This is a genomic window from Streptomyces durbertensis (genome assembly GCF_014156695.1).
Lineage (GTDB): Bacteria > Actinomycetota > Actinomycetes > Streptomycetales > Streptomycetaceae > Streptomyces > Streptomyces durbertensis.
Genome location: NZ_WMLF01000168.1, coordinates 1 through 10,777, shown reverse-complemented (window position 1 = coordinate 10,777; position 10,777 = coordinate 1). Strand labels below are relative to the sequence as shown.

9 protein-coding genes and 1 pseudogene are annotated in these 10,777 nt (G+C 74.4%); 5 read left to right on the top strand and 5 right to left on the bottom strand.

Annotation, left to right across the window (positions count from 1 at the left end; all coding sequences use genetic code 11):
* A pseudogene (locus GL263_RS13375) lies at positions 1 to 877 on the top strand (hypothetical protein); the annotation flags it as partial.
* Positions 878 to 959: 82 nt separating this feature from the next.
* Here GL263_RS13375 and GL263_RS13370 read toward each other — a convergent pair.
* Positions 960 to 2,399, bottom strand: a complete 1,440-nt coding sequence (locus tag GL263_RS13370) for an ABC transporter substrate-binding protein (RefSeq protein ID WP_182855904.1) — start codon at positions 2,397 to 2,399, stop codon at positions 960 to 962.
* A 172-nt stretch (positions 2,400 to 2,571) separates the two neighbouring features.
* Here GL263_RS13370 and GL263_RS13365 point away from each other — a divergent pair, with 172 nt between their 5' ends.
* A complete protein-coding gene (locus GL263_RS13365; protein WP_182855903.1) occupies positions 2,572 to 3,018 on the top strand; it encodes an SCO4402 family protein in 447 nt (148 codons plus the stop codon).
* A gap of 115 nt (positions 3,019 to 3,133) precedes the next feature.
* Positions 3,134 to 4,066, top strand: coding sequence for a formyltetrahydrofolate deformylase (purU, locus tag GL263_RS13360; protein ID WP_182855902.1), 933 nt, complete (start codon positions 3,134 to 3,136; stop codon positions 4,064 to 4,066).
* Positions 4,067 to 4,126: 60 nt separating this feature from the next.
* Here the strand turns inward: purU and GL263_RS13355 are convergent, their stop codons facing one another.
* Positions 4,127 to 5,746, bottom strand: a complete 1,620-nt coding sequence (locus GL263_RS13355; protein ID WP_323379381.1) for a zf-HC2 domain-containing protein — start codon at positions 5,744 to 5,746, stop codon at positions 4,127 to 4,129.
* Positions 5,743 to 6,306: a sigma-70 family RNA polymerase sigma factor gene (locus GL263_RS13350; protein ID WP_182855901.1), complete on the bottom strand. Its 564-nt coding sequence runs from the start codon at positions 6,304 to 6,306 to the stop codon at positions 5,743 to 5,745. The genes GL263_RS13355 and GL263_RS13350 overlap by 4 nt, the downstream gene beginning before the upstream one ends.
* 347 nt (positions 6,307 to 6,653) lie before the next feature.
* On the opposite strand from GL263_RS13350, the gene GL263_RS13345 reads away from it, so the two are divergent.
* Both GL263_RS13345 and GL263_RS13340 read left to right on the top strand, forming a co-directional pair.
* Positions 6,654 to 7,025 (top strand): STAS domain-containing protein, encoded by a 372-nt coding sequence (locus tag GL263_RS13345; RefSeq protein WP_182855900.1) that lies wholly within the window; start codon positions 6,654 to 6,656, stop codon positions 7,023 to 7,025.
* A 287-nt stretch (positions 7,026 to 7,312) separates the two neighbouring features.
* Positions 7,313 to 7,768: an ATP-binding protein gene (locus GL263_RS13340; RefSeq protein WP_182855899.1), complete on the top strand. Its 456-nt coding sequence runs from the start codon at positions 7,313 to 7,315 to the stop codon at positions 7,766 to 7,768.
* A 62-nt stretch (positions 7,769 to 7,830) separates the two neighbouring features.
* Here the strand turns inward: GL263_RS13340 and GL263_RS13335 are convergent, their stop codons facing one another.
* Positions 7,831 to 8,916 carry a hypothetical protein gene (locus GL263_RS13335; RefSeq protein WP_182855898.1) on the bottom strand — a complete coding sequence of 362 codons (1,086 nt, stop codon included), beginning with the start codon at positions 8,914 to 8,916 and terminating at the stop codon, positions 7,831 to 7,833.
* A gap of 293 nt (positions 8,917 to 9,209) precedes the next feature.
* Positions 9,210 to 10,433 (bottom strand): flavin-containing monooxygenase, encoded by a 1,224-nt coding sequence (locus GL263_RS13330; RefSeq protein ID WP_182855897.1) that lies wholly within the window; start codon positions 10,431 to 10,433, stop codon positions 9,210 to 9,212.
* Positions 10,434 to 10,777 lie beyond the last annotated feature (344 nt).

Here is a 10,777-nt window from a genome sequence, read left to right as displayed (position 1 = left end):
GTCCGGTGCGGCGGGGGGCGCGGCGGCCGGGGACTCGGAGGCGGAACGCCGCACGCCGGAGGAGTTCGAGGGTCTGTTCCGGCCGGCCGGTGCGGCGCGTCCGCGGTCCCGGGCGCCGGAGGGCAGCATCTCGCTCTTCGAGCAGGCGAGCGCCAAGCAGAAGGCGGGCGCGCCCCCGGCGGGCGGTACGCGGGCCGAGCGCCGTGCGGCGGACGCGGCCGGCAGCCGGCGGCGGCCGCTGCTGCTGGGTGCGGCCGGTGCTGCCGTCCTGGTCACCGGAGGTCTGGTCGCCGGTGCCGCGTTGGGCGGCAAGAGCGGCGGTGGTGAGGCCACCCAGCCGCAGGGGGCCGTGTCCAGCGCGCCGCCCGTCGAGGATCCGGCGGAGCCGGAGCCGACGCCGGAGCCGGAGGAGACGAAGGACCCGGCGGAGGAACAGGCCAAGGCACTGGACAAGTTGCTCGCCGACAGCAACAACAGCCGTGACGCGGTGATCAGATCGGTCGAGAACATCAGGAAGTGCCAGAACCTGGAGAAGGCGGCGAGCGACCTGCGGGACGCTGCGCGGCAGCGCAACGGCCTGGTGACAAGGCTGGAGGGCATCTCGGTGAACGAGCTGCCGAACCACGAGCGGTTGACCGAGCAGCTCACCAAGGCGTGGAAGGCGTCCGCCGCCGCTGACGACCACTACGCGGCGTGGGCGGACCGGGTGGCCCGGCCGCGCGGCTGCCGCAACGGTCAGGCCCGGTCGACGAACGAACTGGCACGCGCCAACCGGGCCAGTGGTGAGGCGACCCAGGCGAAGCAGGCGGCGGCCCGGCTGTGGAACCCGACGGCCCGCCAGTACGGGCTCGCCGAGCGCCAGGCCACCCAACTCTGAGGTGCGAGGACGCGGTTCGGCGGGGGCGGCCGCACCCGGTGCCCCCGCCGCCGTTCAACGGGCCCGTCCACCCGCGGAGGTCTCAGCGGCTTCCGGCGCTTTCCAGCGTCGACGCGATGTTGACGGGGTCGCGCTGGGCGGCGACCAGTCGGCCCTTCTCCACCCGCTGGAAGTTGACCATCGGGTTCACCAGGCGCGGGTAGGAGCGGGTGCCGAGCAGGTCCTCGTAGCGCCAGCCGAGCGGCGGGGTGATCCCGCCGGTGCTGACGGGGTCGCCGACGTCGAGCTGGCGTTGGATGGCCTGCCGGGTGACCTTGCCGCCGTCGAGCGTCTCCAGCACCCGGTGCAGCACGGTGTAGGCGACCCAGGTGGTCTGCACGCCCGGGTCGTAGGTGTCGATGCGGTTGTCGCCGAAGGCGTACTCGCGGACGACGTCCTTCATCTGGTCCCACACGGGTTCGCCGCCGGCGGGGTACCAACTCGTGACGTTGGCGCCCTCCAGAGGGCCCTTGCCGCCGCCGGTGCGGTTCACCAGGGACTGCTCGACACTGCCGAGCACGGAGCCGATCTCCACCCGGCCGTGTTCGCGCTGCTGACGGAAGAAGGAGTCGAAGAAGGTGGACGTGCGGCCGCCGAGCGCGGCGCTCACACAGGAGCCGGGTGCTTCGGCCGGGGCGGCCGCGCCCACGATGCCGGTTCCGCCGCCTGCGGGGTCGCCGCCGACGGGGTCGTTACCGGCCGGGCCGCTGCCGGCGGGGGCCTTCCCCGCGCCCGCTGCGGTGAGTGCGCGCTCGGCCTCGGCGGTGTAGTCGGCCGAGTCCTCCGGGGCCCGCACGTCGGTGGCCCGGTCGCGCTTGCCGCCGGCCAGACCGGCGTTGAACAGGCCGGGCAGTTCGTCGCCGGCGATGGTGTCGGGCCGTACGAGGGAGACCTTCTCGCAGCGTTCGGCGAGTTGCCGTCCGTTGCCGGCGACAAGCGCGGCCTGGCCGCCGTTGACCGGGTAGGAGAGCGGGCTGGTGAACTCCTCGGCGGAGTTCCCGTAGCCGCCGAGGTAGGGGATGCCGACGCTCTCCAGGTGCGGCATGAAGGAGTGGCCGTGCTGGCTGTAGGAGCCGACGACGGCCAGCGCGCCCTCGTCGCGGGCGCGTTTGGCGCACGCGGCGGCGCGCACGCTGTCGTTCCCCTCGTTGCAGGTGATCACGCGGAGCTTGCGGCCGGCGATGCCGCCGTTGGCGTTGACCCAGCGTGCGTAGGTCTTGGCAAGCGCGGGCATTCCGGGCATGTTGGTGGCCTGGGTCTTCACCGGTGCCCAGGTCATCACCGTGATCGGGTCCCCGGAGGCGCTGCCGCCGTTGAGGCCGGGCAGGCCGCCGCAGCCGCTGAGCAGGGCGACACCGGCCATGGCCATGGCGGTGCCGAGCGCGGCGACGCGCGGTGGGCGGCGGGTGGTGGTCGAGGCGCGCCGGTCGTTCGAGGTGCGCGAGGCGTTCGGACTGGGCGGGGTACGGCGCCGAGCGGTCATGTCCATGCACCCTGCCGCGCCGCTCGTAACGACCGAGTGATGACCGGGGAACTCATGGTGACGACCGGGTGAATTGGAGGGGGCGGGCCGTGCCGTTTGTCCTCGGAACGTACGATCGAGGACTGTGCGAACCGCCGATAGGTCTTCCCGTCGTGGCAGTCGTTCCCCCACCATGGGCGACATGCCGGTGAAAGACGTGCCCTGGTGGCGTTGGCGCTGCAACGTGCGCTCAGCGCTGCACATGCTGTCCGACCCCGTCTTCCAGCGGGAGTGCTGGCTGGCCGGCCTGCCGGGCTACGGCGACGTCACGGACGCGGTCTACCGGCTGGTGGAGGACACCTGGCTGGACAGCTGGTCGGCGGAGAAGTACGTGGGCACGATCTTCCGCGACGCCCGTGAGGCGGCCGCGGTGGACGCCGCCGTGCTCCGGGTGCTGCGCATCGTGCACCAGGTCGGCGCCGACGCCCCCGCCGCCTCCTACCTGGAGCACCCGGGCTGGCCGGAGGCGACGCTGGCGGCGCGGGAGGCGCACGTACTGCTGACCGTCAACGACGGCGAGGACCCGGACGAGCCGCCGAAGTCGCTCGACGTGCTGGCGATCATGCTGCGCGCCGTGTGAGGCGCCCGCGCGGGGAACCGCCCGCGCGCCGACGCGGGCCACCGCGCGTCCACCCGGCCGTCCGACTGGCGGTCGGGCGTCCGGTGCGGCGCCTGCGATGTGGGACGCTGTTGCCATGAGTGCGTCGCGTCCATCGAGCCCGTCGAGCCCGAGCCAGTCGAACCAGCCGGCCGCCGCCGGAACCGGTCGGTCACCCCGGCCCGAGCAGTACGTCCTCACGCTGTCCTGCCCGGACAAACAGGGCATCGTGCACGCGGTCTCCAGCTACCTGTTCATGACCGGCTGCAACATCGAGGACAGCCAGCAGTTCGGCGACCACGACACGGGCCTGTTCTTCATGCGGGTGCACTTCAGCGCCGAGGCCCCGGCGACGCTGGAGAAGCTGCGGGCGAGCTTCGCGGCGATCGGCGACTCGTTCCACATGGACTGGCAGATGCACCACGCCGACCGCAGGACGCGGGTGATCATCATGGTCAGCCGCTTCGGCCACTGCCTGAACGACCTGCTCTTCCGCGCGAAGATCGGCGCGCTGCCGGTCGAGATCGCCGCGGTGGTCTCCAACCACACCGACTTCGCGGAGCTCGCCGCCTCCTACGGTGTGCCGTTCCATCACGTCCCGGTGACCCGGGACACCAAGGCGGAGGCGGAGGCGCGGCTGCTCGACCTCGTCCGCGAGGAGGGCGTCGAACTGGTCGTGCTCGCGCGCTACATGCAGGTGCTCTCGGACGACCTGTGCAAGGCGCTGGAGGGGCGGATCATCAACATCCACCACTCCTTCCTGCCGAGCTTCAAGGGCGCCAAGCCGTACCACCAGGCGCACGCCAGGGGCGTGAAGCTGATCGGCGCGACGGCGCACTACGTGACCGCGGACCTCGACGAGGGCCCGATCATCGAGCAGGAGGTCGAGCGCGTCGGCCACGAGGCGACGCCCGAACAGCTCGTCGCCGTCGGACGGGACGTGGAGTGCCAGGCGCTGGCGCGCGCGGTGAAGTGGCACAGCGAGCGCCGGGTGCTGCTCAACGGGCACCGCACGGTGGTCTTCGCCTGACGCCGCCCTGACCCGGTCCGGACGGCGCGGTGACGCCGTCCGGACCGCGCGCCCCGTCCGTCACAGCCTCGACATCGAGGCGGTGGCGAAGAGCACGTCCCGGATGGCCTGCGGGTCGCCCTCCGCGCCCGCCGCCGCGTCGAGCGGGGAGACGTGGCCGGCGACAAGCTGGCAGAACTCCACGCCGTCCATCGCGACATGGGCGACCGCGCCCTCCGGCCCGGCGTCGGCCGTGGGGTTGTCCAGTGCGATGTACCAGTCGCCTCCGCCGCTGCCCTCGACCTCCAGGTGCAGCGTGCGGCCGGGCGCCCCGGCCACCGACAGGTGCCTGGGTTGGGCGGCGAGTCCGGCCCGGCGCCGGTCGGCGAGCACAAAGGGCAGGGTGCGGGCCGCCAGCCCGATCAGCTGGCGCAGATGGGCGCCCTCCGGCGCCGGATGCGGGTAGTCGACGGCGTCGGCGATGTCCACGGCGTGCGTCCAGCACTCGAAGGCGCGGTCGAGGAAGGCGTCCCGCAGCGGCAGCCGGACGCCGCGCACCTCGCGTTCGGCCGCCGTCGCGTCCGCGAACGAGGCGCCGCGCATCAGGGCGTGCGTCTGCTCCCGCCAGGGTCCGTGCACCAGACGGCCCTCGGGCGTGACAGCCGAGCGCCAGTAGGCCTCGGTGCGCCTCGCCGGGTCGACCAGCGTGGCGAGCGGCGGCCCGCCGGGCTCGTCGGCGAGGGCGGCGAGCGGGTCGGGCAAGCCCAACTGGCCGGCGAGCAGGCCGTCCACCGCCGTCAGGTGGGCGATGACCTCGGCGACCGTCGCCGTGCGCGAGTGCTCCCGCTCGCCCTCGAACCAGCGCAGCCGGACCGGGGCCCGCCACTCGGCGTCGGCCATGTCCCGCAGCAGCGCGTCCAGTCGGGCCGTCTCGGCGTCGAACGGCTCGGCCCAGTCGGGTATCGGTATGCGCGCCGGGCGACGGCCCAACGCACCCTCCAGCACCCGGCTCCGCAGGCGCGGATCGAGGTCGAGGTTGTCCTCGGGATGCAGCAGCGCCACGGCGTCGCGCAGTCGCAGGGCCTCCCCGGCGCACGGCGCGCAGTCGGTGAGGTGCGCCTCGACGGCAGCGGTCTCCTGAGCTGAGCACGCGGCCAACGCCCAGGCGCCGAGCAGCGACTTCAGCACGCGGTGGTCGAACCCCGCGGCGGCCGACGGTCGGCCGGGCTCGGCCCGCGCGGCCGTGCCGCCCGCCCCGGGTTCACCGCCTGCGCGGTGGGATCCGGTGTCGTCGGGTGGCGCCTGGGCCGTGGACGGCTCGCTGTCGCCGGGCGGTCGCCGGTCGCCCGCCGACGCCCCGGCGGGTTCGGGCGGCACCGCGTCCGTCCAGCGCTCGGCGGCCGCCGCGGCCTGCACGGGCTCCGGGGGCTCCGGTTCCACCGGGGTCGGCACCGGGCGCAGCGGCTGTACGGCGTCGGCGTGGTCCGCGCGCTCGGGGCGGCGGCGGGCGCGGTCGCCCGTGCCGCTCGGGGGTGCCGTGGGCGGTGGGGAGCCCGCCCTCGGTGAGGGGACGCCTCGCGGGCGCGGCGGTCTGGCTCGCGGCGGACGGTCGTCGGCGGCCGAGCGCGGCGGCGGGATGAGCGGCCCGCGGGCGGGGCCCTCGTCGCCCGGAGCGCGCCCCGGCTCCTGCGGATCGTTCACCGCTCACTCCCGAGTCCTGGTCGGCCGAGCGCCGGGAGGGCGCCGCTCGCGGCTGTGGACAGCAACTGGAGCCCCAGCCGCAACCGGCGTCTGGCCTCGTCCTCCGTGACGCCGAGTTGGAGGGCCGTCTGCCGGTAGTCCCTGCGGTGAATGTACGCCAACTCCAGCGCCGCGCGCAGCGAGGCGGGCATGCTGTTCCTGATGTAGTCGGCGCGGGCGGCCGCCGAGGCCGCCGCGACCTGCTGCTCCACCACTTCCGCCGGGCGGTCGGCCGAGCGGTGCCGCCGGAGGCGCTGTACGGACAACTCCTGTGTCAGGCCGGCGATCCACGAGCGCATCGACCCCTTGCGCGGGTCGAAGCGCTCGGGATGCTCCCAGATCCGGGCGAAGATCTCCCGGGTGACGGCGTCCGCCTCGTCCTCGTCCTCCAGGACGCGGTGGGCGAGGCCGTGGACCAGCACCGCGAACTGGTCGTACAGCTCGCCGAGTGCCGCCGCCTCCCCGCGGGACAGCCGCTGCTGCATCTTGCGGTCCCAGCGGGGTGGTGTGTCGTGCGCCATGCTGATCCGCCCCCAGCCCTTCGCTCTTACCCGAATGTAGTGCGAGGGGGTGACAACGCACGCCCCTTTGCGGCAATGTGCGCCCCCAAGCCCATCGCGGATGGTGGTGGTCTCGTCACATTGTGCTCGATTCCGGGGGCACTTACCGCCCCTGTGTGTCGATTCTCAGCTGATACTGGTTGTTTGTCGCCGTATTCGACCGGCGATGACCGGAACTGTGAGGGAAAGGGGGACACCTTGCGCGTAGGCTCGCGTGGGGGAGTTCGTTTCGGTGCCGGCCCGCAGGGCAGCCGAGGCGGTGAGGAGCCGGCGGTGCCGGCTCGCGGACCGGGAGCAGAGGGCGCGTCATGCTGAAGGTGTTGCAGGAGTCGCGGGGGGAGTGGGCCGTCCTGCGGGTGTCCGGCGAGCTGGACCTGGTGACCTCGCCTCTCGTCAGGCAACACGTGCACGACGCCGTCGCCGAGGGCCGTCGCGACCTGGTGCTGGACCTGACCGAGGTGCTGTTCTGCGACTCCAGCGGGGTCGGGGTGCTGATCGCCTCGCGGCGGTTGATGCACTCGTGCGCGGGCCGGCTGCGGCTGATCCTGCCGGCGCGCGGCGCGGTGGACGGCTCGCACGTCAACCGGGTGCTCGCCGCGCTCGGGGTGCGCCGGCTCTTCGCCTGCTACCCGGATCTGACGGCGGCCACCGACGCGACGGCCCGCCCGCTGTCCGCCTGAGCGCACCAGGTTCGCGGCTGCGCCGGGAGATGAAACCAGGTCGTGACTGATCGACTTCCGCGGCGCCGGGCGTGCTCCGGTACGCTCACATGAATGCGAGTGTTTCAGGCGCGTTTCCGTGCGGGAGTGTGTTCGACTCCGCCGGCCGGCCCTCGCACACGACGGCGTGTGTGTACTCCTTTGCGCCGGAATATGCCTGAAGCCCTTGTCCGCAGGCGATCCATCCAGCACGCTGTGGTGCTCCGGGGTCACGATCAGTGACTTTGTCGGTTTTGGTGGTGTGAGCAGTGCACGTGCTTCAGGTACAGCTGGAGATCGGTACCGATCCCATGGAGGTCGGCCGTGCCCGTCGGTGGGCCCGCTCCCGACTGGCCGGCTGCGGCATCAGCGCTGACGGTCCACTCGGCGAGACGCTGATCCTGCTGATCTCCGAGCTGGTCACCAACGCCGTGGTGCACGCCGGATGTCCCTCCGTGCTGCGCATGCTGCTGCCCGCCCGGCAGGCCGAGGCCGAGGGGTGCGCCGTGCGGGTCGAGGTCGCCGACGGCAGCACCCGCGCCCCCTGCCGGCGGCACGCGGGCGGAGACGACACCGGCGGCCGCGGCCTGGAACTGGTCGACGGCCTCGCCGACCGCTGGGGCTGGGACTGCGACGCCCAAGGCAAGCGCATCTGGTGCGAGCTGGACGCCCAGCGCCCCACTCACGCGGCGCCGCCGCCCGTCGCCGCGCTGAACACCGTCTGAGCCCCGCCGCGCGCCGTCCCTGAGCGCCGCCGCCCGTCGAGCGCGGCGCCCCCGCGGCGGGCTCAGCCCTCCTCACTCCCGCCGCGCGGCAGCACTTCCCGCCGGGCGTCCAACGCGCCGAGCACCCAGGGCACGTCCGCCCGGTCGGTGACGATGTACACCGGCGTCTCACCGTCCCGGCACTGCACGACGTGGCTGCCCGGGGCCGGCACCCCGCCGGGGTCCCCGCGGTGCGGGAGTCGCACCCGCTCCACCACCAGCGTGCCGGGAAGCGGACGCCGCGCCACGCGGCCCGTCGGGTCCGGGGTGGCCGCCAGGAATCCCGGCCCCGCCACCAGATGGTCGTAACCGGGCACGGCGTACGGCACGTCCCCGAGCACGCCGCCGGGGAAGCAGCGTTCGTCCCGGGGCGGCAGCGGTGCCGCGCCGAAGGACCGTCCCGCGTGGCGGCGGTGGTGCCGCACGAGCAGCGTCGCCACCCCCGCCACCGGCAGCTCGGCGACGGCGGCGACCAGCAGCGCCGTCCGCATGTCGCCGGTGACCAGCGGGGCGACGAAGGCGATCCCCGCGCCGGCGAGCGCGGCGAGCACCACCACGGTCACCTGCCGGGGCTCACGCTCGGGGGACTCGGCGTTCCGGCGCGCCCACCACCAGGCGGCCCACAGGAAGCCCAGGCAGCCCACAAGGGTCGACAGGCCGGCGGCCGCGGGGAGCCGGTAGGCGCCGGTGGGAGTCGCGGTGGTCTCCTGGCGCAACCCGCCGAAGTCCACCCGGCGGACCTGCTCGCGCCACACGGTCATGGTGACCCGGTCGCCGGGGGAGACGGCGTCGAACACCGGGTGGCGGCCGAGCATCTCCACCAGGTGGGTGGTTCCTTCGGTGTCGGACAGGGTGAGCCGGTGGTAGGTCTTGCGGTTCCGGTGCTCGCTGACCGCCTCCCGCACGGTGGCCGCGAGCCGGTCGCACCCGGCGGGCGGATCAGCCGCCGCGCACCGGCCTACGGCGTCGAAGTCCCGCTCCCGGTCCAGTCGTTCGGGGACGTGGACGAGCAGCAGCACGGCCGCCACCGCGCCCAGGGCAAGACCGAGCAGCCCCCAGCAGGCGGCCGCCCACCGCTCGGTCCCGTGGGGCCGGGTACGCCCGCTCACCGGCGGGACCCGCGGGCCGGCCCGGCAAGCGGCAGGGGCGGCGGGGGTGTTGTGCTTGTGCCGAACAGCGTGGACATCCGCTCATTGTCGCGGTTGTCGCTTCCGCCCGGTTCCACGGGTTCCGGGCGGGCCCGCCGCCGGGGCCCGCCGCCGGGGCCGGGCGGCGGCGGGGCGTCCCCCGGTCGGGGGAGGCGGCGTCCGGCGGTGGTTCACCCTCGCGTGGCTGTGACTCGCCCCCGGGCAGCCCTGGTTCACTCCAGCGTGGCCGTGACTCGCCGCCGTACGGCGGTGGTTCACCCCCGCGTCGCGGTGGTGGCCTCCGGTGCGGACTCCGCGGGTGCGGCCCGTCCACCCGAGCGTCGCCGGTGCGCACGGCTCACGGCGCGCGCGACGCGCTCGGCGTCCAGGGCGAGTTCGCGCAGTGTCCCGCTGAGCGGGTTGGTCTGGCCGGTGAAGTGGAGGTGCGGGGCACCGGGCGCGGTGCGCGCGCCGTGGGCGAGCGGGCGTTCGTACTCGTCCAACACACCGAGATGGCCGACCAGTTCGGCGAGCCCCGAGTGGTAGCCGGTGGCGGCGACGATGACGTCCGGCGCGAGGTGGCTGCCGTCGGCCAGCCGCACCCGGGGGCCGTCGAAGGACTCGACGGCGGCCACCGGGCGGATCCAGCCGCGCCGTACCGCCCGCACGAAGCCCGGCACCAGCACCGGGAACGCGCCCTGCCGGGCCCGGGTGAACCGTCCCGCGTCCGGTCCGGGGAGGCCCTGGCCGGTCAGGTCGGGGCCGGTGAGGCGGCGTGTGGCCCAGGTCAGTCCGTCCCCCAGGAGGGCGGGGGCCCGGCGCAGCATGACGGCGGAGTACTGGGCGGGCCAGCCGAGGGTGGCGCGCCGCATCACGTGCGGCGGTGTCCGCACCGCCAGGCGTACGGCCGCCGCCCCGCCGCGCACGAGGTCCAGCGCGGTCTCGGCGCCCGAGTTGCCGGCGCCCACCACCAGCACGTCCAGGCCCTTGTAGCGTCCGGCGTCGCGGTAGTGCGCGGAGTGCAGCACCTCCCCGGGGAAGCCGTCGAGGCCCGGCCAGTCGGGGACGAACGGGGTGGCGTGCCGCCCGGTGGCCAGCACGACCGTGGGGGCGTGCAGCAGCCGCCCGCCGTTCGCCCGCAGCAGCCAGCCGGCACCCGGGTCCCCGGGGTCGGCCCGGTCGACCCGGCTCACGGCCACGCCGGTGGCGATCTCCAGGCCGTGGTGCTCGACGTACCGCTCCAGGTAGTCGGCCAGCGCGGGAGCGCTCGGCCAGCGGCCGGCGGCACGGGGTATGCGGAGGCCGGGCAGGGCCGAGCGGCGACGGGTGGTGTGCAGTCGCAACGAGTCGGGGCGGGCGCGCCAGGAGGCACCCGCGGTCTGGGCCCGCTCGATCACCAGGGCGCGCACCCCGTGGCTCTGGAGCGCGGCGGCCGTGGCAAGACCGCCGGGGCCGGCGCCGACGACGTGGACGGGGCGGTCCGTGCTGGGCGTGAGCATGTCGGGAGCCTAGACCGTTCGGGGGTACGCCCGCCCCGTCATGCCGGGAGCCGCCTCGCCTCGGCACGTCCTGACGGGCGGTTCGGAGGACGGTCTCGCCGGGCGGAAACCAGCCGGGAAGGGCGGGAAAGCGCCGGCAACGGGGCCGGAGAACATGTCTGCCGCCCACCGACCGGGGTTGGGGATGTTGGGGGATCCCGGTGGGTGGGCGGCAGCAATCGCACGTTGTACCCCGTAGCGGGCACCCCTGGTGACACCTCCTGGACAGCGGCACTAAAGTGCCATGTCATGGGGCAGGTGGCGCACGACGGGGCAGACGATCCGCACTCGGCGGAGCTGGCAGG

Excerpts from the sequence above, each read along its gene's own strand:
- GL263_RS13350 (WP_182855901.1), bottom strand. The coding sequence starts at position 6,306 with ATGGCGCACGACACACCACCCCGCTGGGACCGCAAGATGCAGCAGCGG.
- GL263_RS13370 (WP_182855904.1), bottom strand. The coding sequence starts at position 2,399 with ATGACCGCTCGGCGCCGTACCCCGCCCAGTCCGAACGCCTCGCGCACC.
- purU (WP_182855902.1), top strand. The coding sequence starts at position 3,134 with ATGAGTGCGTCGCGTCCATCGAGCCCGTCGAGCCCGAGCCAGTCGAAC.
- GL263_RS13330 (WP_182855897.1), bottom strand. The coding sequence starts at position 10,433 with ATGCTCACGCCCAGCACGGACCGCCCCGTCCACGTCGTCGGCGCCGGC.
- GL263_RS13365 (WP_182855903.1), top strand. The coding sequence starts at position 2,572 with ATGGGCGACATGCCGGTGAAAGACGTGCCCTGGTGGCGTTGGCGCTGC.
- GL263_RS13345 (WP_182855900.1), top strand. The coding sequence starts at position 6,654 with ATGCTGAAGGTGTTGCAGGAGTCGCGGGGGGAGTGGGCCGTCCTGCGG.